Annotated in this window: 23 protein-coding genes and 2 tRNA genes; 10 read left to right on the forward strand and 15 right to left on the reverse strand. The window is 65.0% G+C overall.

The features are described from left to right. Positions 1-568: 568 nt before the first annotated feature. Complete coding sequence (locus tag DIE15_RS09590; protein ID WP_124833071.1) at positions 569-982, reverse strand: hypothetical protein; 414 nt, start codon at positions 980-982, stop codon at positions 569-571. A gap of 315 nt (positions 983-1,297) precedes the next feature. On the opposite strand from DIE15_RS09590, the gene DIE15_RS09595 reads away from it, so the two are divergent. Together DIE15_RS09595 and DIE15_RS09600 are read left to right on the forward strand one after the other, a co-directional pair. Further along, on the forward strand, positions 1,298-1,762 hold the full coding sequence (locus DIE15_RS09595) for a plasmid fertility inhibition factor family protein (protein WP_057924383.1): 465 nt from the start codon (positions 1,298-1,300) through the stop codon (positions 1,760-1,762). A 128-nt stretch (positions 1,763-1,890) separates the two neighbouring features. Further along, positions 1,891-2,862, forward strand: coding sequence for an IS5 family transposase (locus DIE15_RS09600; protein ID WP_124833072.1), 972 nt, complete (start codon positions 1,891-1,893; stop codon positions 2,860-2,862). A 136-nt stretch (positions 2,863-2,998) separates the two neighbouring features. On the opposite strand, the gene DIE15_RS09605 is transcribed toward DIE15_RS09600, so the two are convergent. The 10 genes from DIE15_RS09605 to ssuD form a co-directional block, all read right to left on the reverse strand. Then, positions 2,999-3,517 (reverse strand): GNAT family N-acetyltransferase, encoded by a 519-nt coding sequence (locus DIE15_RS09605; protein WP_124833073.1) that lies wholly within the window; start codon positions 3,515-3,517, stop codon positions 2,999-3,001. Between the two features lie 233 nt (positions 3,518-3,750). Continuing rightward, complete coding sequence (locus tag DIE15_RS09610) at positions 3,751-3,987, reverse strand: hypothetical protein (RefSeq protein WP_124833074.1); 237 nt, start codon at positions 3,985-3,987, stop codon at positions 3,751-3,753. A 54-nt stretch (positions 3,988-4,041) separates the two neighbouring features. Beyond that, positions 4,042-4,117: transfer RNA gene (locus DIE15_RS09615), tRNA-His, on the reverse strand. A 59-nt stretch (positions 4,118-4,176) separates the two neighbouring features. After that, complete coding sequence (dusA, locus tag DIE15_RS09620; RefSeq protein WP_244104980.1) at positions 4,177-5,163, reverse strand: tRNA dihydrouridine(20/20a) synthase DusA; 987 nt, start codon at positions 5,161-5,163, stop codon at positions 4,177-4,179. A 126-nt stretch (positions 5,164-5,289) separates the two neighbouring features. Further along, the gene (locus DIE15_RS09625; protein WP_057924371.1) at positions 5,290-5,544 is read right to left on the reverse strand and encodes a hypothetical protein; all 255 of its coding nucleotides are present in this window, start codon (positions 5,542-5,544) and stop codon (positions 5,290-5,292) included. Positions 5,545-5,599: 55 nt separating this feature from the next. Continuing rightward, positions 5,600-5,797: a hypothetical protein gene (locus DIE15_RS09630; RefSeq protein ID WP_014897153.1), complete on the reverse strand. Its 198-nt coding sequence runs from the start codon at positions 5,795-5,797 to the stop codon at positions 5,600-5,602. Between the two features lie 140 nt (positions 5,798-5,937). After that, on the reverse strand, positions 5,938-6,153 hold the full coding sequence (locus DIE15_RS09635; protein ID WP_006400187.1) for a molybdopterin-binding protein: 216 nt from the start codon (positions 6,151-6,153) through the stop codon (positions 5,938-5,940). Positions 6,154-6,210: 57 nt separating this feature from the next. Continuing rightward, positions 6,211-7,170 (reverse strand): ATP-binding cassette domain-containing protein, encoded by a 960-nt coding sequence (locus DIE15_RS09640; RefSeq protein WP_124833076.1) that lies wholly within the window; start codon positions 7,168-7,170, stop codon positions 6,211-6,213. Further along, the gene (gene ssuC / locus DIE15_RS09645) at positions 7,167-7,979 is read right to left on the reverse strand and encodes an aliphatic sulfonate ABC transporter permease SsuC (RefSeq protein WP_057924369.1); all 813 of its coding nucleotides are present in this window, start codon (positions 7,977-7,979) and stop codon (positions 7,167-7,169) included. Before ssuC ends, DIE15_RS09640 begins: the two co-directional genes overlap by 4 nt. A 16-nt stretch (positions 7,980-7,995) precedes the next feature. Continuing rightward, positions 7,996-9,153: an FMNH2-dependent alkanesulfonate monooxygenase gene (gene ssuD, locus DIE15_RS09650; RefSeq protein ID WP_124833077.1), complete on the reverse strand. Its 1,158-nt coding sequence runs from the start codon at positions 9,151-9,153 to the stop codon at positions 7,996-7,998. 341 nt (positions 9,154-9,494) lie between these two features. Between ssuD and DIE15_RS09655 the strand changes: the two genes are divergently transcribed. Continuing rightward, a complete protein-coding gene (locus tag DIE15_RS09655; RefSeq protein WP_057924367.1) occupies positions 9,495-9,923 on the forward strand; it encodes a hypothetical protein in 429 nt (142 codons plus the stop codon). Between the two features lie 120 nt (positions 9,924-10,043). On the opposite strand, the gene DIE15_RS09660 is transcribed toward DIE15_RS09655, so the two are convergent. Genes DIE15_RS09660 through DIE15_RS09670 form a run of 3 tightly spaced genes read right to left on the reverse strand, consistent with a single transcriptional unit; the run spans position 10,044 to position 12,063 of the window. Continuing rightward, entirely contained in the window at positions 10,044-11,192 is a 1,149-nt protein-coding gene (locus DIE15_RS09660; protein WP_124833078.1) for an enoyl-CoA hydratase/isomerase family protein, read from the reverse strand. A 31-nt stretch (positions 11,193-11,223) separates the two neighbouring features. Then, positions 11,224-11,562 carry a multidrug efflux SMR transporter gene (locus DIE15_RS09665; protein ID WP_006764441.1) on the reverse strand — a complete coding sequence of 113 codons (339 nt, stop codon included), beginning with the start codon at positions 11,560-11,562 and terminating at the stop codon, positions 11,224-11,226. Positions 11,563-11,565: 3 nt separating this feature from the next. Then, positions 11,566-12,063, reverse strand: coding sequence for a heme-degrading domain-containing protein (locus DIE15_RS09670; protein ID WP_057924365.1), 498 nt, complete (start codon positions 12,061-12,063; stop codon positions 11,566-11,568). A gap of 220 nt (positions 12,064-12,283) precedes the next feature. On the opposite strand from DIE15_RS09670, the gene DIE15_RS09675 reads away from it, so the two are divergent. From DIE15_RS09675 to DIE15_RS09705, 7 genes are all read left to right on the forward strand, one after another. Next, positions 12,284-12,360: transfer RNA gene (locus DIE15_RS09675), tRNA-Met, on the forward strand. A gap of 171 nt (positions 12,361-12,531) precedes the next feature. After that, positions 12,532-13,077 carry an NUDIX hydrolase gene (locus tag DIE15_RS09680; RefSeq protein ID WP_057924364.1) on the forward strand — a complete coding sequence of 182 codons (546 nt, stop codon included), beginning with the start codon at positions 12,532-12,534 and terminating at the stop codon, positions 13,075-13,077. An 11-nt stretch (positions 13,078-13,088) separates the two neighbouring features. Continuing rightward, positions 13,089-13,853, forward strand: a complete 765-nt coding sequence (aat, locus tag DIE15_RS09685) for a leucyl/phenylalanyl-tRNA--protein transferase (protein WP_124833079.1) — start codon at positions 13,089-13,091, stop codon at positions 13,851-13,853. 33 nt (positions 13,854-13,886) lie between these two features. After that, entirely contained in the window at positions 13,887-14,717 is an 831-nt protein-coding gene (locus DIE15_RS09690; RefSeq protein ID WP_124833080.1) for an arginyltransferase, read from the forward strand. 179 nt (positions 14,718-14,896) lie between these two features. Then, positions 14,897-15,934, forward strand: coding sequence for a quinone-dependent dihydroorotate dehydrogenase (locus DIE15_RS09695; protein ID WP_057924361.1), 1,038 nt, complete (start codon positions 14,897-14,899; stop codon positions 15,932-15,934). 102 nt (positions 15,935-16,036) lie between these two features. Continuing rightward, positions 16,037-16,831: a cystine ABC transporter substrate-binding protein gene (locus tag DIE15_RS09700; RefSeq protein WP_124833081.1), complete on the forward strand. Its 795-nt coding sequence runs from the start codon at positions 16,037-16,039 to the stop codon at positions 16,829-16,831. A gap of 122 nt (positions 16,832-16,953) precedes the next feature. Beyond that, positions 16,954-17,646, forward strand: a complete 693-nt coding sequence (locus tag DIE15_RS09705; RefSeq protein WP_057924359.1) for an amino acid ABC transporter permease — start codon at positions 16,954-16,956, stop codon at positions 17,644-17,646. A gap of 54 nt (positions 17,647-17,700) precedes the next feature. Here DIE15_RS09705 and DIE15_RS09710 read toward each other — a convergent pair whose 3' ends face one another. Continuing rightward, positions 17,701-18,687, reverse strand: a complete 987-nt coding sequence (locus tag DIE15_RS09710; protein ID WP_124833082.1) for a Gfo/Idh/MocA family protein — start codon at positions 18,685-18,687, stop codon at positions 17,701-17,703. Positions 18,688-18,744: the final 57 nt, after the last annotated feature.

Consider the following 18,744-nt stretch of genomic DNA (forward strand, 5'->3'; position numbering starts at 1 on the left):
TCGCCGGCCGTAACCGGCAATGGGCCCAAGCGATCGCTCAGGCACGAGGAAAGCGATTCAGGCGGATCAGGCGAACGGATGCCGGGGCGCGAAGCGCCGCCTGCCGAACGCCTGTCCGGTTCCGCCGACGCGTCTTGCATGCGTCGGGCGGGCAAAAAGCCCCCGCTCCTGCGCGAGCGAGCGGGGAAACAGTTGACCGGGCCGGGGTAGAACGGTCAACCGGTCAGATTGTGATCGTGGCTCTTGGGACCGTCTGTGCGGCAACTCACCCTTTCAACCGGAAGCCCCGCGTGCATCGCGTCACGGCTCGAGTGCAAGACCCACGGCCGGCGCGAGAATCACGAAGATCACCGGCAGTCAGCAGCGTTCTTCTTTTCTGGTTTCGAGTCGGGATTTTTTTGATTTATATCGGCGTTTTTTAATCGCGCGCCAGTCTCCAGCATGTCGTGTGCATTCTCAAAGCGGCGTGATTCCGTTTTTCCTTGATTCAGCGATTTCCTCTCCGGATTTTCGTGAAATAACGTTTCACGATCGACAGCATTCGCTTTGAAACGAGGCAAACCTGACGCTACACCGGGCCATCCGTCAACCACCCGGCAATCATGTCGATCCAGTCGAGATCACTGGCGATATCAACGACGACTTCACTGACGATTTCCGCGGCGCAAGCATCACTGGCGACCGCATCGGCGGCACCAGCAACGCCAGCCGCGGCCGCTTTCGTCACGGTGATTTCGACGAGCGACGCGCCCCGCGGGCTGACCAACTGCTCCAGCCAGTCGACGATATTGGCGCGCGCGTCGTCTTCGTCGGCGAAGTCATTGCGTTTGAGGAAGCGGTCGAGCACGGCCCACGCGAATGTCTTGCGTCGCGAAATGGAATCCAGTTGCCAGTCGGCCACGGCGACGCGCCCCGTTTCCCGGGTTTCGAGTATCGCGGTGAAGCGATAATCGAGATATTTGATCTCAAGTTCCGGCGACATGATTTTCTGCGGCCAATCCGCCCTCTCGGTTCTTATGATGCGCCATGCCTGTCCGGCTTCACACACTGCGTGAATCTTGTGAATTTCGGACCACGCGTCATTCCGACGGGCAGTATCGCGATATTCTCGCAAGCTGTCGACGTCGACTGAAAATGCATGGCCGCATCAATCAAGTACCCTTTTCGTGACCGATCTCGCACCGCGTTCTTTCGCGCATGATCTTGCCCGTCCGTTTCGGGTATCTGCGTGCTCCGCGGCCGAGGCCGCGCTGCTACACTCCGGGCACAAAAATCGTTCGCGCCACCCAAGGAAACAATGACACTCGCTCGGGCACAACATGACGGCGTCGATGTCTGGATCATCCAGCTTCCGGGACATGCCGCCTATGCCTATACGCATCTCAAGCGGGTATTCGCATCCGACGACTCGCGACATTGCGTGGTGACGGTCGACCTGGCGAAACTGCTCGCTTGCGCCGATCGCGACACAACCGACTATGTGCTGCCGTCGGTTCAGTACTGGCCGCCCGGCAAGGCCGCGGGCATCCGCGATTTCCTCGACCCGACCGAAGCCCGGATACCCGACATGCCGTTCATCACGTTTCGCGAAACGAGAACGCGGACGTTGCTCGGCATTCCGGGCTTGTCGAAAGTCGGCGTCGCGTCGTTCCGGAACGGTCAGCATCGCGCGCGCTATCTGGCGTATGCGGGTGCGACGAGCCTGCCTGTCGAGGTACATGAAACGGAGGCGGATTTGCTTGTGCGGTATTGCGGCGAGTGACGGGCGCAACGCTTCGTTGTTTGCGGAACGAGTCGCGCAGCGCGCAGCCGTTCGATTCGGTGCCGACAGGCCGCTAGGGAATGTCTGCAAAACCTTCGCGTGACGGCGGCATGTGAGACAGTAGCGGCATGAAACAGATCAGCCTTGTTGGAACGGGATTCGAGGTCTCGACGAAGCGTACGCGCAAACGGGAATTCCTCGAAGAGATGAATCGGGTGGTGCCGTGGGCGCAACTGGTGGCGCTGATCGCACCGCATGCGCCGAACGCGAAGACCGGACGCCCGCCGTTCGCGGTGGAAACGATGCTGCGCATCCATTTCCTGCAGCAGTGGTTCAACCTGTCCGATCCGGGCATGGAAGAAGCGCTGTACGACATGCCGCTTTTTCAGCAGTTTGCGGGGCTGGACGTGGGCGCGGACCGACTGCCTGACGAGTCGACGATCCTGCGCTTTCGCCACTTGCTGGAGCGGCATGAACTGGCCACGCAGATTCTGGCGACGGTCAACGGCGTGCTGGCGCAACAGGGGTTGCTGCTCAAGGAAGGCACGGTGGTGGATGCCACGCTGATTGCCGCGCCGAGTTCGACGAAGAACCAGGAAGGCAAGCGCGATCCGGAAATGCATCAGACGAAGAAAGGCAACCAGTGGCACTTTGGCATGAAGGCGCACATCGGCGTGGATGCCGACAGCGGCCTGGTGCACACGGTGGTGGGGACGGCGGCGAACGTGAACGACGTGACCCAGGCGCATGAGCTGGTGCATGGCAAGGAGTCGGACGTGTTTGCCGATGCCGGGTATCAGGGCGTGGAGAAGCGCGACGATACGCAGAAAATCAAGGCGTGCTGGCATGTGGCCCTGCGCCCGGGCCTGCGTCGCCAGCTTGACAGTAACGTCGCGAAGGATGCGCTCATTGAGCGGCTCGAACAGGTCAAGGCCAGCATCCGGGCCCAAGTCGAGCACCCGTTCCGGGTGATCAAGCTGCAGTTCGGGCACGTCAAGGTGCGTTATCGCGGGTTGAAGAAGAACACGGCGCAGTTGCACACGCTGTTTGCGCTGGCAAACGTGTGGATGGCTCGCCGCCGAATGAAACCGGCGGGCTGATCGAGCCAGAGATGGCGGATCGCATGTCATTCGCGCCATGCGTCACGGGGTCCGCGCAGTGTATGGCGTGATGGGCAGGGGCATCGGTCGCTGAATTGATGCCTCGTCGAGAGTTACGCGGTTATGCAGACCTTCCCTAGGCCTCGATCATGTAAATCCGATCGGCGACCTCCGTTCGGCCGATGAAGCTGGTTTCAACGCCTGCCAATCGCCAGCCGTTGTGCTCGTAGAAGCCAATCGCGCGGACGTTGTCTTCGAGCACCGAAAGATGAACCTTGTCCACGCCGATATTTCGAGCCCACGCGCGAACGGCTTCGATCATGTGCTTGCCAATACCGCTTCCGCGATGCGCGGGATGGACGTGAAGGCAGTCGAGCAGGACGCCTCGCGCCGGATCGACCGGTCGTTCGGCGCTCACAAAGCCGACGGATGCGCCGTCCGATTCCGCGATCAGCACGAGGCCCCATTCCGCTTCGTTGCGGCCGAAATAGTTTCGCCACCGCGTCGCATGCTCCGTCGGCACCTCATCGGACAGATAGGCCGCGGGCAGGATATGGCTATAGGCGTTCTGCCAGTTCAGCGTGTGCAAGCGCGCGATGCGCTCGGCGTCGTGTGGCGTCGCGCTGCGCAGCGTGACGGGTCGGATTTCCGGCATGTGTGGGTCACTTCCGTTGCTTGATGGAGGCAGGGAAAGTGTAGCAATTGCGATGTTTCAAAGGCGCGCTGAATCGCGAATCGCAGGAGACGCTGCGCGGCGGCGGTGCCGAAAAAAAATGCCCCGACGCCTTCCGGGGCGTCGGGACCGAACGGCCCTGCAAAGCTGAGGGCACGAGGAATCGATACATTACATGAATGTAAGAATGTTAAGCATTGGCGGTTTGCGCCAAGTCACTGGCTTAATCCGTCAATTTGCAGCGCGGCGCAGCTGACGTGACGGGTCGTCGATTTGCCTTGCTCGCTCGCGAGCAGATGCAACGTTGATTGACTGGCGATGCCCGAATGGTGGGACTCGTCGCTCGACCGCAGTATCGCGACTGCTCCGATTGACATGAACGAAATGGATGGATTGATTTCGAGCAGAATGCTCTGGAAATGCCGCGGACCGAATTGACGTAATCGCTTCAAGTTTTCCGCGCAAAACAAAACAGGCGCCGAAGCGCCTGTTTTGCTAAAGAATTTTGGGGTGGCTGATGGGACTCGAACCCACGACGACAGGAATCACAATCCTGGACTCTACCAACTGAGCTACAGCCACCACTGATACTGCTTTGTTTCTTCGCTGTTTCGTTTCGTGTTCAGCAGCGAAGAACAAGATTATACGAAGACTTTTCCGTCTTGCAAAGCATTTTTTTCAAAATTTTCGAGAGCGTCGTTCAGATGCGTGCGCGCCTCGTCGAACACGGCCAGATCGCCACGCGCGAGCTTCTTGTTGTCCGACAGCACGCGACGCCAGCCGCGCGCGCCGGCGGCACCGCGATACAGCCCGAGTGCGTGCCGGACGATCGCGCCGAGATACGTGCCGCGCTTCAGTTCCGCCGCGCAGTATTCGATCAGCTTCGCCTCGGCCTCCTCGCGCGTCGGCACCGCTTCGGTCGAACCATAGAAGCGCGCATCCACGCCCGCGAGCACATACGGGTTGTGATACGCCTCGCGACCTAGCATCACGCCGTCGACATGCTCGAGATGCTGCGCGACTTCGTCGAGCGTCTTGATCCCGCCGTTGATCACAATCTCCAGCGACGGGAAATCGCGTTTCAATTGGTACGCATAGTCGTACTTGAGCGGCGGGATCTCGCGATTCTCCTTCGGCGACAGCCCCTTCAGGATCGCATTGCGTGCATGCACGACGAACGTCTCGCAGCCCGCTTCAGCCACCTTGCCGACGAAGTCACGCACGAACGCATAATCCTCGACCGAGTCGACGCCGATCCGGTGCTTGACCGTGACCGGCACCGACACCGCATCGCGCATCGCCTTCACGCAGTCGGCGACGAGCTGCGGCTCGTTCATCAGGCACGCGCCGAACGCACCACGCTGCACGCGCTCGGACGGACAGCCGCAATTCAGGTTGATCTCGTCATAGCCCCACTGCTCGCCGAGTTTCGCGGCGCGCGCGAGATCGTCCCGTTCGCTGCCGCCCAGCTGCAGCGCAACTGGCGATTCGTTCGGCATGAACGCGAGATGCCGCTGCGCGTCGCCGAACAGCAGCGCGCCCGTCGTGATCATTTCCGTATACAACCACGTGTCGCGCGTCAGCGTGCGATGGAACGACCGGCAATGACGGTCAGTCCAGTCGAGCATGGGCGCCACGGAAACGCGGCGGGGAGGAAGCGAGGACGGTGCGGACATGGAATTCGGGGCAGCAAGCGGCGCGGGAAACAACCCGACATTTTACCGCAACGCGATCCGACCAGCCCGTCAGCCTGACTAGACCGGCCCGCCCTCGCCCAGTTCGGCGTCGACGGCCCGCCGCGCCTCGTCGAGTACGCGCTCGATCACGCGCCGTTCGGTGAGCAGCATCCCGTCGACTTTCACCAGCCGCCAGTCGATCAGTACGGCCGCGCCTTGCAGTACGCGGTAGTGCGCATGCTCGCCATCCCAAACCTGCTCGGTCTTCACCTCGATCTCGTAGCCGCGATACGGCTCGCTGAAATCGCCGAGATCGCTGCCTCTCGGTTCCATCGCTCGCTCCGTGGCGACGCAGCGCCAGGTCGCGTCGGCGGCCGGCGCCGTGCGCTCAATCGTATTCGTTAGACAAAATGGATTTGCCGTCGGCGGTCAGGTCGACGCGGTCGGCAGCCGCCTGGTAGATCAGCCCTTCGTTCAGCAACGCATAGACGACATCGTCGAACGCGGCCGGGACCGGCCGGCTGTCGCCGAACTGGTCGATCCACTTCAGCGCCTCGATGGCTTCGGGAGAAAGGATGGGGGTCATGCGTTGGCCTCCGGCGTCGATGTCGCTCCATCCTAGCACTTCGTCCGCACACCGAATACCGAGGCAAACGCGCGACGCGAGAGCCGGTGCGGCGCGGACGGACAAACCGCCCGCGCCGCCCCGACGCGGAAGACCCGCGCTCAGAGGCGCGCGATCGACACTTCGGTGGACTTCACGAGCGCGACGACTTCCGCGCCGACCTTCAGCTCGAGTTCGTCGACCGAACGCGTCGTGATCACCGACGTGACGATGCCGAATGGCGTTTCGACGTCGACCTCGGACACGACCGGCCCGCGAATGATCTCCTTCACCTTGCCTTTGAACTGGTTACGCACGTTGATTGCAGTGATGCTCATCGGGTTGATCGCTCCGAAGAAAAAGGTCTGAGAACGGGCGGCCGCTGCCGCCCGGAATTAAACGGCCCAGCGAATCTGCCCGACCGGTCGTACGTGATCGACTTCAGGCGCCGCACCCTGTTCGCCCCCACCGGAGCCACCCGCGAGCACGCGTTGCAGCACACGGTCCTCCAGCGCCGCGAACGCAGCCGATGCGCGCGCACGCGGCCGCTCGAGCGGCACCGGCTGGTCGAGGGCGACCCGCCCCTGCTCGATCAGCAGGATGCGGTCGCCGAGCGCGACGGCTTCCTGCACGTCGTGCGTGACGAGCAGCGCGGTGAACCGGTGCTCGCGCCACAACCGCTCGATCAGCGCATGCATCTCGATGCGGGTCAGCGCGTCGAGCGCGCCGAGCGGCTCGTCGAGCAGCAGCAGTTGCGGCCGGTGCACGAGCGCACGCGCGAGCGCGACGCGCTGCCGCTGGCCGCCCGACAACTGCGCGGGCCAGTCGTTCGCGCGCTCGAGCAGGCCAACCTCGTCCAGCACCGCGCGTGCCTGATCGCGGGCGCCGCGCCCAAGGCCCAGCATCACGTTCTGCAGCACGGTCTTCCACGGCAGCAACCGTGCGTCCTGGTACATGATCCGCATGTCGAGCGTGCCACCGCCCTCGCTGCGTGTCACGAGCGCACCGCTGCTCGGCACCTCGAGCCCTGCGACGAGGCGCAGCAGCGTGGATTTCCCGCAACCGCTGCGGCCGACTATCGCGACAAAGCTGCCGCGCGCAATGCCGAGTTCGACGTTGTCGAGCACGGTACGCGTGCCGAAGCGCTTGCTGACACCCGACAGCGTCACCGCGTCTTCCTGTGCCGTGCTGCCCGTGCGCCGCCGCGCGATCGGAACGACGGATGCGCCGCCGTCCCGATCGACGATCACCGCATCGCGTGCGTCGTCGTCCGTCACGCGCGCCTGCGCCAGTTCGGCCTCGAGGTCTGCGCCGGCGAGCGGGCCGTAGGCGGCCGCCGAAGTGGTCGCATTCATGCCTTTGCTCCTGATTGATAAGCGGGGTGCCAGCGCAGCGTCACGCGCTCGATCCATTTCGCCAGCACGTCGGCCAGCTTGCCGAGCACCGCATACAGCAGGATGCCGACCACCACCACATCGGTTTGCAGGAATTCGCGTGCGTTCATCGTCATGTAGCCGATGCCCGACTGCGCGGAAATCGTTTCCGCGACGATCAGCATCACCCACATCAGCCCGAGCGCGAAGCGCACGCCGACGAGAATCGACGGCAATGCGCCGGGCAGGATCACGTCACGGTACAGCGCGAAGCCGCGCACGCCGTAGCTCTTCGCCATCTCGATCAGGTTCGCGTCGACCGAGCGGATCCCGTGATACGTGTTGATGTAGACCGGAAAGAACACGCCGAGCGCAACGAGGAACAGCTTCGCCTTCTCGTCGATGCCGAACCACAGGATCACGAGCGGAATCATCGCGAGCGCCGGGATGTTGCGAATCATCTGGATCGTCGAATCGAGCGCGACCTCCGCCGCTTTCGACAGGCCGGTCGCGAGCCCGAGCGCCAGGCCGACGCCACCGCCGATCGCAAAACCGAACAGCGCGCGCCAGGTACTGACCTTCACGTTCGCCCACATCTCGCCCGACGTCACGAGCGACCACGCGGCACGCACGACCGCCACCGGTTCGGGCAGCACGCGGGTCGACAGCCAGCCGACGCGCGCGCCGACTTCCCATGCGGCCAGCAGCGCGAGCGGCACGAGCCACGGCGCGATGCCGCGCCACGCACGTGTGGCCACGGCGGCCCCCGTCTTCGATGTTTTCGTTGTCATCACAGGCCTCCTTCGCTCAGCTCTGGCTCGCTTTCGGCAGGTAGTTGTTGCCGACGATCTCGCCGAACGGGCCCGACAGCGGGCCGGACGGCCGCTTTGCGCCCTCGCCCTTGATCAGCGGGAACACGAGTTCGGCAAAACGGTACGACTCCTCGAGGTGCGGATAGCCGGACAGGATGAACGTCTCGATGCCGAGATCCGTGTATTCGCGCATGCGCTCCGCGACCTGCTCGGGATTGCCGACGAGCGCGGTGCCCGCGCCGCCACGTACGAGCCCGACACCGGCCCACAGGTTCGGATACACCTCGAGCGCCGCGCGGCCGCCGCGCTTGCCGCCATGCAGCGCAGCCATCCTGCGCTGGCCTTCCGAATCCATGTTCGCGAATGCCTTCTGCGCGCGGGCGATCGTCTCGTCGTCGAGGCGGCTGATCAGGCGCTCGGCATCGCGCCATGCTTCGTCCTCGGTCTCGCGCACGATCACGTGCATGCGGATGCCGAACCGGATCTTGCGGCCGCGAGATTCGGCGCGCGCACGGATGTCGGCAATCTTCTTCGCGACGGCCTCGGGCGGCTCGCCCCAGGTCAGGTAGGTGTCGATGTGATCCGCGGCGATCGCGTGCGCGGCCGGCGACGACCCGCCGAACCACAACGGCGGATGCGGGCGCTGCACGGACGGGTAAAGCGCCTTGCCACCCTTCGACTGAAGGTGCTTGCCGATGTAGTCGAAGCCGCCGTTCTCGTGCGATGCGGCAAGCAGCCCGCGCCAGATGTGAAGGAAATCATCGGTGATCTCGTAGCGCGTGTCGTGATCGGCGAACAGTCCGTCGCCTTCGAGCTCGGCGGCATCGCCGCCCGTCACGACGTTGATCAGCAGGCGCCCGCCCGACAGGCGATCGAACGTCGCGGCCATCCGCGCGGCCAGTCCCGGCGATGCGATGCCGGGACGCACGGCGACCAGGAACTTCAGGCGCTGCGTCGCCGGAATCAGGCTCGACGCGACGACCCACGCATCCTCGCAGGAACGGCCGGTCGGCAGCAGCACGCCTTCATAACCGAGCGTATCGGCCGCGACGGCGATCTGCTTGAAATAATCGTAATCCGCGGCGCGCGCGCCTTCGGCGGTGCCGAGATACCGGCTGTCGCCGTGCGTGGGGATAAACCAGAAAACATTCATCTGCTGCTCCTGCTTGACTGTTCTTGCCGGAATCCGGATAAAACGAGGCCCTGCTCGCGTCGCGGATGAGCAACGCATGCATGGTGTGCGTTCGAATCGGGATGGCTCGCCGGTCAGGCCGTGCCGCGGGCGAGTACGCGATTGCACGGCTGTTTCTGGGAAATCAGTCTATGGATCGGGGCAGGGCTTTGGAACGATTTTTTTGAGCTTAGGTTTTCCGCTTTCGTGATTAGCACGACGCTCCAGCGAATATCGCGTCGGCCGGGCCCTATAATGACGCACCTATCCGAATAACTTCGCGCGGACAGCCCCGGCCGGCCGCGCCTGCAATACACTCATCGATGCAGAAAGTCATCCTGCCGTTCCTGTCCGGCTTCCTGGCCGCCCTCTTCTTTCGCGAAGCGACGCTCGCGCTCCTGCACACGGCCGACCTGATCGCCACCGCCGGATTCTCCACGCAACCGTTCGCGCCGCTCGGCATTCCTGAATTTGTCGCGAACGCGCTGATCAGCGCGTGCTGCGCGATCCCGATGGCGTGGCTGCTGCGCGTGTCGCCGGACCGCGAGGCGCCGTGGATCGGCGCGCTGGTGTTCGGCGGCATCGTGCTGACGGCTGCCCGCGTGTTCGCGATCGATCCGCTGCGCGGGATCTGGCCGTCGGGCAACATGATGCCGGTGCTCGCGGCCGGTTTCGCGGCGAATGCTGTGTGGGGCTTCGGCGCGCTCGTGTTCATGCGTGCGTTCATGTCGGACGACGCCGGCGACGAATAATGCACGTCTTGCGGCGAGGCTCCGGCCCACCGCCGCCGAGCCGGATCGGCATCAGCAAATAAGAAGGCCGCCTGCACATGCAGGCGGCCTTTTTGCTTTTCGCTTCGATACCGCGGCGTGTCAGTCCTTCAGGTTGCGCAGCGGATGCGTGTCGGGCGTCCACGGGCTGTCGAACATCGCGAGCACGTCGGCCCTGTCGATATCGGCAGTCGACCTGAAGCGCCAGACGGGCTGGTTGTCCTTGTCGACGATCAGCGCGCGCACACCTTCGATCACGTCGCCGTGCGCGAACGTCGAACGCGTGAGGTCGAGATCGCGCCGCAGGCAATCGGCCATCGTCGCACCGCGCGCCCGTTCGACGACTTCGAGCGACACGGCCATCGACAGCGGCGACAACTGGCGGCGCATCGCGTGCGTCGCCTTCTCGACCCATCCGTCGACTGCGGCGCAATCCTGCTCGGCGTCGAGCGACGCAAGGATCGCACCGATATCGGCTTGCGCGAAATGCCGGTCGATCCCGGCATGCGCGTCGGCCAGCGCCGACGTGTCGGGCGTCGGCACGACCTTGTGCGCGGCAGCCGCGTCGGCCACGCACGCGACGGCCTGCGCGCCGCTGTCGATGCGCGCGCTGCGCAGCGTATCGAGCAGCGCCGGCAGCGCGGCATCGGGCAGGTAGACGTCGGCGAGCTGCGCATACAGTGCGCCGGCTGCGTCGAGCGTCGCGCCGGTCACCGCGAGATAACGGCCGATCGCGCCCGGCGTGCGCGCCAGGAACCAGCTCATCCCGACGTCCGGGAACAGGCCGATGCGCGTTTCAGGCATCGCCATCTTCGTCGAATCGGTGACGACGCGCAGGCCGCCCGTATGCCGCGCCGCCTGGGAAATGCCCATGCCACCACCCATCACGACGCCGTGCATCAGCGCGATGTACGGTTTTGGATAAGTGAAGATCGTGTGGTTGAGCGTGTATTCCTCGATGAAGAACGTGTCCACCGCATCGCGGTCGCCGCGCTGCCAAGCGTTGTGGAAAAAGCGCACGTCGCCACCCGCGCAGAACGCGCGCGGATGCGGGCTGTGCACGACGACAGCGACCACGTCGGCGTCGTCGCGCCACGCATCGAGCGCCTGCTGCATCAGGCGGATCATCCCGACCGACAGCGCGTTCAGCGCCTTCGGCCGGTTCAGTTCGAGATAGCCGATGCGATTCGCGACATACGCGCGCACGTCGAGCTGGGCAGCTTCGTCGGAAGCGGAAATGGAATCGGTCATGTGGAGAATCCGGCGTATCGCGGGCGCACGCTCAATGCGCCTGCATCTTCGAGAACAGGTTCAGCACCACGACGCCCGCGATGATCAGCCCGAGGCCGATCACCGCCGGCACGTCCGGCACCTGACGATAGAGCAGCATCGCGACGAGCGTGATCAGCACGATGCCGGCGCCCGACCACACCGCATAGATGATGCCGACGGGCATCGTGCGCAATGTGAGCGACAGACAGTAGAACGCGATGCCGTAACCGGCCACGACGAGCGCGGACGGCCAGAAGCGCGTGAAGCCGTCCGCCGCGCGCAGCGCGGACGTGCCGATCACTTCCGCGACGATCGCGATCGCGAGCCATGCGTAACCCGGAAGCTGCATCGCTCAGCTCCTCGCAAGCGCCAGCACGGCGTAGTCCTGCCCGAGCTCGGCGCACAGCGCTTCGACGACGAACTCGTGATCCGCGCGCTGCGGCAGCCCCGATGCGGTGATCGAGCCGATCACGCCGGCCCCCGCGACGGTCAGCGGAAACGCGCCGCCATGCGGCGAATACTCGGAGATCGGCAACCCGTGCTTGTCCGCGAGCGTCGCGCCGGCCTGCTGCATGCGCAGGCCGATCGCATAGGAGCTGCGGCGGAAATGCGCGACGACGTTGCGCTTGCGGCGCACCCAGTCGGCGTTGTCGGGCGTCGCGCCGGCGAGCGCCACATAGAACAGCGGCTGGCCGAACGTGACGATGTCGATTGCAATGGCGTGACCGCGCGACGTCGCGAGCGCATGCATCCGGTTGCCGAGCGCCCAGGCGCGAGCCGGGTCGAAATGGGGAAACACGAGCGCCTGTTCCTGAGCGCCGATCGATTGCAGATCGTGAGCGATGTCCATGAATCCGTCGATGCAGTAGTGAGTGTTGCAACGGCACCGACGCAATTCAATTCGCGCACGGCTACGCTGCAGGAATGAACGACACAAGCAAACCGCTCGATTCTAGCGCACGCGCCTGCCGTACCGGCCCTACAACCGCCTCGCCCCCGATTCCAACGTGATCGTCAGAAAGTGCTTGCAAGCATTCGGGTTAGTCCATATAATTCAATTCTTCGACGGACGCGGGGTGGAGCAGTCTGGCAGCTCGTCGGGCTCATAACCCGAAGGTCGTAGGTTCAAATCCTACCCCCGCAACCAACGTCCCGATTCATGCAAAAAGCCCGGCTCTACGCCGGGCTTTTTGTTTTTCACGCCCGATCCCGCGCATCGCGCGTTGCGCTTCGCGCGGCATGCCGCACATATGCGCGCGCGTTCGAGAATGCCCCGCCCCGGTGATACACTCGCATCACCTCGTCCCTTCCACTCGTCATGAAATTCTGCTCCGTCTGCGGTCACGAAGTCATCGCGCGCATTCCTCCGGGCGACAACCGCGAGCGCTTCATCTGCGATCACTGCGGCACGATCCATTACCAGAATCCGCGCAACGTGGTGGGCACGGTGCCGGTCTGGGGCGATCAGGTCCTGCTGTGCCGCCGCGCGATCGAACCGCGCTACGGTTTCTGGACGCTGCCTGCGGGCTTCATGGAAATGGGCGAGACGACGGCCGAGGCCGCCGCGCGCGAAACGCTCGAGGAAGCCGGCGCGCGCGTCGAGGTGCAGAACCTGTTCACGCTGCTCAACGTGCCGCACGTGCATCAGGTCCACCTGTTCTATCTGGCGCGGCTCACCGATCCGGCTTACGAGGCCGGCGAGGAAAGCCTCGAAGTCAAGCTGTTCGACGAAGCCGACATTCCGTGGGACGAGATCGCGTTCCCGACCGTCAGCCAAACCCTGCGCTTCTTCTTCGCCGATCGCGCCGCCGGCGACTACGGCGTGCATACCGGCGATATCTTCCGCTCGCTGCGCAACGGCTGAGCCCGCGCTCCATGGTCCCCTGGCTCGGCCCGGACGATCCCTTTCCGCCCATCGAACGCGCGCTCGGTCCCGCAACCGGCGCGCCGGGGCTCCTCGCCGCGAGCGCCGACCTGCTGCCGTCGCGCCTGATCGAGGCCTACCTGCGCGGCATCTTCCCGTGGTATTCGGACGGCCAGCCTGTGCTGTGGTGGAGCCCCGACCCGCGGATGATCCTCGCGCCGGCCGAATTCAAGGTGTCCCCGTCTCTGCGCAAGACGCTCAGGCGCGTGCTGCGCGACCCCGCATGGGAAGTGCGCGTCGACCACGACTTCCCGGGCGTGATGCGCGCGTGCGCGCAGGCGCCGCGCCGCGGACAGCGCGGCACCTGGATCACGGCCGAGATCATCGACGCGTATACGTCGCTCTACCGGTCCGGCAACGCGCACAGCATCGAGACGTGGCACGACGGGCGCCGCGTCGGCGGCCTCTACGGCGTCGCGTTCGGACGGATGTTCTTCGGCGAGTCGATGTACGCCGATGCCACCGATGCGTCGAAGATTGCGCTGGCGACGCTCGTCGCCCACCTTCGCGAGCAGGGGCTGAAGATGATAGACTGCCAGCAGAATACGTCGCATCTAGCGTCGCTCGGTGGCCGCGAGATCGCACGCAAGGCCTTTGTCGCTCACGTGCGCCGCGCGGTAGCCGAACCGCCGATTCCGTGGCAGTTCGACAAGCGCATGCTCGCCGCGCTGACGGGCCCCGCCGAAACGGCGGCGCCCTCCGGGACCGAGCGCTAGCGCGGCACTCCCTCCCTGCATCGAGAGCTGCCCATGACTCACCCGACTGAGCTGCCGCTTTCACCGCTTTCGGCGCTGCAATTCTATGCAACGGCGCCCTATCCGTGCAGCTATCTGGACGGCCGCATCGCGCGCTCGCAAGTCGCGACGCCAAGCCACCTGATCAACTCCGACATCTATACCGAGCTCGTGAAGGCCGGCTTCCGGCGCTCGGGCGTGTTCACCTATCGCCCGTACTGCGACGGCTGCCGTGCGTGCGTGCCGGTGCGCGTGCCGGTCGGCGCGTTTGCGCCGTCGCGCACGCAGCGCCGGATGTGGAAGCGGCACCGCGCGCTCGTCGCGACGGTCTCTCCGCTGCACTACGACGAGGAGCACTACGCGCTCTACATGCGCTATCAGTCCGCGCGCCACGCGGGCGGCGGCATGGACCGCGACAGCCGCGACCAGTACGAGCAGTTCCTGCTGCAGAGCCGGATCAATTCGCGCCTCGTCGAATTCCGCGACCTCGACGCGCCGGGCGGCGAGCCGGGCAAGCTGCGCATGGTCAGCATGATCGACATCCTCGGCGACGGACTTTCGTCGGTCTACACGTTCTTCGAACCCGACGACCAGCACTCGAGCTACGGCACCTACAACATCCTGTGGCAGATCGAGCAGGCGAGGAGCCTCGGCCTGCCGTACGTGTATCTCGGCTACTGGATCCGCGAGAGCCCGAAGATGGCCTACAAGGCGAACTTCCATCCGCTCGAAGGGTTGCTCGACGGCCGCTGGAAAGTACTCGATCCCGATCGGGTCGACTTGCCGCCGGTCGACGCGGCACTGGCCCGCGCGCCGCTGCCAGGCGGACATTCCGGGTCGGGTTGAGAGGTCGTCCCGCGGCGCGGCTTCGCGCCTGCAACGGGCGCCGTTTCTGCCCGTGCACGCGCCGCCGCACCGCACGAGCAACGCCACCGCCGGCGCGCGCGAAGCAAAGCCCGCCCTTGCCGCGCAACTCCCGGTAAAATAGCGGGTTGTCATTCATTCCGGCTGTCCGCCCAATTCCCGTGTTCAGTTCCCTCTATCCGCTGGCCCGCGCATCCCTGTTCAAGATGGATGCGGAAGACGCTCACCACCTCACGCTGCGCGCGCTCGGCGCGGCCGGCCGCACAGGCCTCGCCTGCGCGCTGTCGGCCCGTGTGCCCGATGCGCCGCGCACCGTGATGGGGCTCACGTTCCGCAACCCGGTCGGCCTCGCGGCCGGCCTCGACAAGGACGGCGCGGCCATCGACGGCCTCGCATCGCTCGGCTTCGGCTTCATCGAGGTCGGCACGGTCACGCCGCGCCCGCAGCCGGGCAATCCGCGCCCGCGGATGTTCCGCCTGCCGCAGGCCGAAGCGCTGATCAACCGGATGGGCTTCAACAACCACGGCGTCGACCAGTTCGTGAAGAACGTCCAGGCGGCCCGCTATCGCGGCATCCTCGGCCTGAACATCGGCAAGAACGCCGACACGCCGATCGAACGCGCCGCGGAAGACTACCTCTATTGCCTCGAGCGCGTGTACCCGTTCGCGAGCTACGTGACGATCAACATTTCGTCGCCGAACACGAAGAACCTGCGCCAGCTGCAAGGCGCGGGCGAACTCGACGCGCTGCTCGCCGCGCTGAAGGACAAGCAGCAGCGCCTCGCCGACCTGCACGGCAAGCTCGTGCCGCTCGCGCTGAAGATCGCCCCCGATCTCGACGACGAACAGGTGAAGGAAATCGGCGACACGCTGCTGCGCCACAAGATCGAAGCGGTCATCGCCACCAACACGACGCTGTCGCGCGCGGCCGTGCAGGGCCTGCCGCACGCGGACGAAGCCGGTGGCCTGTCGGGCCGTCCGGTGTTCGACGCGTCGAACGAAGTGATCCGCAAGCTGCATGCCGAAGTCGGCAGCGCGGTGCCGATCATCGGCGTCGGCGGCATTTTCTCGGGCGACGACGCACGCGCGAAACTCGCGGCCGGTGCGTCGCTCGTCCAGCTGTACACGGGCTTCATCTATCGCGGCCCCGCGCTCGTGGCCGAATGCGTGAAGGCCATCGCGCGCGAACGCGCCGCGTAATATAGCCATAAACAAACAATATTTAGTGGTCGATTGCATTTTTGCTATGATCGACGCCACTGTCAGAATCAAGCGCCCCGCCGGGGCAAGGAAGCTCACACGATGAAAATTTCGCTGCTGAAGAAGCTGCTGATCGCCGGCCTGATCGGCACGTCGTTCGCCGCCGCCACCGCGCATGCGGCCGACCTCCTCGACCAGGTGAAGCAACGCGGCACGCTGCGCGTCGGCCTCGAAGGCACGTTCCCGCCGTTCAACTCGAAGAACCCGCAAGGCGAACTCGTCGGCTTCGATGTCGACATCGCGAAGGCCGTCGCCGCGAAGCTCGGCGTGAAGGCCGAGTTCGTCACAACCGAATGGAGCGGCATCATCGCGGGCCTGCAGGCCGGCAAGTTCGACGTGATCGCCAACCAGGTCGGCATCACCGACAAGCGCAAGGAAACGCTCGACTTCTCGCCCGCTTACACGTACTCGTCCGCGCAGCTGATCCAGCGCAAGGACGACACGCGCCAGTTCAAGTCGCTCGAAGACCTGAAGGGCAAGAAGCTCGGCGTCGCGCTCGGCACGAACTACATGGACATGGCGAAGTCGGTACCCGGCATCGACGTGAAGACGTACCCGGGCGCGCCCGAGTACCTGCGCGACCTCGCGGCCGGGCGTCTCGACGCGGCACTGAACGACCGCCTGATGCTCGCGTACCTGACGAAGAACTCGCAATTGCCGCTGCGTCCGGGCGCGAACGTCGGCTCGGCGAATCCGTCGGGCATCCCGTTCAAGAAGGGCAATCCGAAGTTCCAGAAGGCGATCGACGACGCCATGGCGCAACTCGAAGCCGACGGCACGTTCACGAAGATCTCGGACAAGTGGTTCGGCATCGACGTGACGAAGCCGATCAAGTAAGCACGCCTGTGTTTCCCGCCTGACGGCGGGCCGTAAAGGGCGGCATCCGCAACGATGCCGCCCTTTGTTTTACTGGTCCGGTTTATGATTGCGCTTTCGCGCACGCATTCGATTCGTATTCCATGTCGACAACGTCCCTGCTCGTCCAATCGCTGCCGGTGCTCGCCCAGGGTGCCGTACTGACCGTCAAGTTCGCCGTGCTGTCGATGGTGTTCGGCCTGCTCGGCGCCGTCGTGCTCGCGATGATGGGCATCCGGCAAAGCGAATCGCTCGAGGGCTTCGAACGCATCTGGGTCAACGCGCTCGCCTGGCTCGCGCGCGCATATGTGAGCCTGATGCGCGGCACGCCGCTGCTCGTGCAGATCTTCGTGATCTATTACGGGCTGCCGAGCCTCGGTATCTCGCTCGATCCGACGCCGGCCGGCGTCATCGCGCTGTCCGCGAACGTCGCCGCTTACATGTCCGAAAGCATGCGCGGCGCGATCAACGGAATCGCGCGCGGCCAATGGCTGGCCGCATACAGCCTCGGGCTGTCCTGGGGGCAGACGCTGCGCTACGTGATCGGCCCGCAGGCACTGCGTATCGCGGTGCCGAGCCTGTCGAACAGCCTGATCAGCCTGATCAAGGACACGTCGCTCGTGTCCGTGATCACCGTGACCGAGCTGCTGCGCAGCGCGCAGGAAGTGATCGCGGCGACCTACCAGCCGTTGCCGCTGTACCTTGCCGCAGCAGCTGTCTACTGGGTGTTGTGCCAGATCCTCGAATGGGTCCAGCGCTGGTACGAAAAGCGCCTGTCACTGCCCGCGCGGCACTAAGCACGTTGCATCGGCGCCGGGCCGCGGATGCGCGCCCGGCCCCGTCCTTCCCGCCTACTCGCCCGTATAGCGCACGCCGAGCGCCGCGCGTGCCGCGTCGGTCATCGCGATCATCTGTCGTGAATGGTCGTGCGTCATGATCGGGCTCTCGAGTTTGCCCGCGCGCAGCAGGTCGCAGAAATGCGCGGTCTCGTAGTTCAGGCCACCGCCGTCGAACGGTGCGTCGAGTTCGACGGTACGCCCGTCGGCATAGCGAATCGTCGCCCGCGCGGGGTTCCACCACTTCTCGTGAATCGTCACGTGGCCGCCGGCCGCGGCGATCAGCGCGTCACCACGACCCATCGCGTCGAGCCCGCAGAAAAGCTGCGCGATGCCGCCGTTCGCGTGGCAGCTGTTCAGGCTTGCGAATACATCGACGCCCGTCGCGCCGACGCGCCCGAGCGTCTGCACGTCGCATGCGGCACCGAGCCAGTCGACTGCGAGAAACGCTTCGTAGATCCCGATGTCGAGCAGCGCACCGCCGGCACGATCGAGACGATAGACGGAATGATCGCCAGGCACCGACGACGACGCGCAGCCCGCGCGCACGAGCCGGATCTCGCCGATCGGATCGTCATCCAGGTGGGCGCGCAGTTGACGGTACAACGGAAAGAACGGCGGCTTCATCGCTTCCATGAAGAGCCGTCCGGCGGCGCGGGCGGCATCCAGCACGCCGTCGAGTTGCGTCGCGTTCAGCGTCGCCGGCTTTTCGCACAGCACGGCCTTGCCGGCGGCGAGTGCCGCCTGCGCATAGTGCGCATGACTGTCGTGAAGGGTCGCGATGTAGATCGCGTCGATGTCGCTCGCGAGCAGTGCATCGAGGCTGGCGGCAGGCGTGCCGCCGCAGTTGTCGCAGAAGGCGGTTGCCGCGTCGGCGCGGCGGGCCCACACGCCGGCGAGCATGGCACCGGGCACGTGAGCGAGGCTTTGCGCGAAACGGCGTGCAATGCTGCCAGCGCCGACGATGCCGAAGCGCACCGGGCGGTTGTCGAAGTCGTTCATCCGGATCTTCCGTGTCGGTCGTATGACGGTGGCGGCCGGCATGCTGCCGGCCGGCCG

The organism is Burkholderia sp. Bp9031 (assembly GCF_003857965.1).
Classification (GTDB): Bacteria; Pseudomonadota; Gammaproteobacteria; order Burkholderiales; family Burkholderiaceae; genus Burkholderia; species Burkholderia ambifaria_A.

Excerpts from the sequence above, each read along its gene's own strand:
- DIE15_RS09590 (WP_124833071.1), bottom strand. The coding sequence starts at position 982 with ATGTCGCCGGAACTTGAGATCAAATATCTCGATTATCGCTTCACCGCG.
- DIE15_RS09595 (WP_057924383.1), top strand. The coding sequence starts at position 1,298 with ATGACACTCGCTCGGGCACAACATGACGGCGTCGATGTCTGGATCATC.
- DIE15_RS09600 (WP_124833072.1), top strand. The coding sequence starts at position 1,891 with ATGAAACAGATCAGCCTTGTTGGAACGGGATTCGAGGTCTCGACGAAG.
- DIE15_RS09605 (WP_124833073.1), bottom strand. The coding sequence starts at position 3,517 with ATGCCGGAAATCCGACCCGTCACGCTGCGCAGCGCGACGCCACACGAC.
- dusA (WP_244104980.1), bottom strand. The coding sequence starts at position 5,163 with ATGCTCGACTGGACTGACCGTCATTGCCGGTCGTTCCATCGCACGCTG.
- DIE15_RS09625 (WP_057924371.1), bottom strand. The coding sequence starts at position 5,544 with ATGGAACCGAGAGGCAGCGATCTCGGCGATTTCAGCGAGCCGTATCGC.
- DIE15_RS09630 (WP_014897153.1), bottom strand. The coding sequence starts at position 5,797 with ATGACCCCCATCCTTTCTCCCGAAGCCATCGAGGCGCTGAAGTGGATC.
- DIE15_RS09635 (WP_006400187.1), bottom strand. The coding sequence starts at position 6,153 with ATGAGCATCACTGCAATCAACGTGCGTAACCAGTTCAAAGGCAAGGTG.
- DIE15_RS09640 (WP_124833076.1), bottom strand. The coding sequence starts at position 7,170 with ATGAATGCGACCACTTCGGCGGCCGCCTACGGCCCGCTCGCCGGCGCA.
- ssuC (WP_057924369.1), bottom strand. The coding sequence starts at position 7,979 with ATGACAACGAAAACATCGAAGACGGGGGCCGCCGTGGCCACACGTGCG.
- ssuD (WP_124833077.1), bottom strand. The coding sequence starts at position 9,153 with ATGAATGTTTTCTGGTTTATCCCCACGCACGGCGACAGCCGGTATCTC.
- DIE15_RS09655 (WP_057924367.1), top strand. The coding sequence starts at position 9,495 with ATGCAGAAAGTCATCCTGCCGTTCCTGTCCGGCTTCCTGGCCGCCCTC.
- DIE15_RS09660 (WP_124833078.1), bottom strand. The coding sequence starts at position 11,192 with ATGACCGATTCCATTTCCGCTTCCGACGAAGCTGCCCAGCTCGACGTG.
- DIE15_RS09665 (WP_006764441.1), bottom strand. The coding sequence starts at position 11,562 with ATGCAGCTTCCGGGTTACGCATGGCTCGCGATCGCGATCGTCGCGGAA.
- DIE15_RS09670 (WP_057924365.1), bottom strand. The coding sequence starts at position 12,063 with ATGGACATCGCTCACGATCTGCAATCGATCGGCGCTCAGGAACAGGCG.
- DIE15_RS09680 (WP_057924364.1), top strand. The coding sequence starts at position 12,532 with ATGAAATTCTGCTCCGTCTGCGGTCACGAAGTCATCGCGCGCATTCCT.
- aat (WP_124833079.1), top strand. The coding sequence starts at position 13,089 with ATGGTCCCCTGGCTCGGCCCGGACGATCCCTTTCCGCCCATCGAACGC.
- DIE15_RS09690 (WP_124833080.1), top strand. The coding sequence starts at position 13,887 with ATGACTCACCCGACTGAGCTGCCGCTTTCACCGCTTTCGGCGCTGCAA.
- DIE15_RS09700 (WP_124833081.1), top strand. The coding sequence starts at position 16,037 with ATGAAAATTTCGCTGCTGAAGAAGCTGCTGATCGCCGGCCTGATCGGC.
- DIE15_RS09705 (WP_057924359.1), top strand. The coding sequence starts at position 16,954 with ATGTCGACAACGTCCCTGCTCGTCCAATCGCTGCCGGTGCTCGCCCAG.
- DIE15_RS09710 (WP_124833082.1), bottom strand. The coding sequence starts at position 18,687 with ATGAACGACTTCGACAACCGCCCGGTGCGCTTCGGCATCGTCGGCGCT.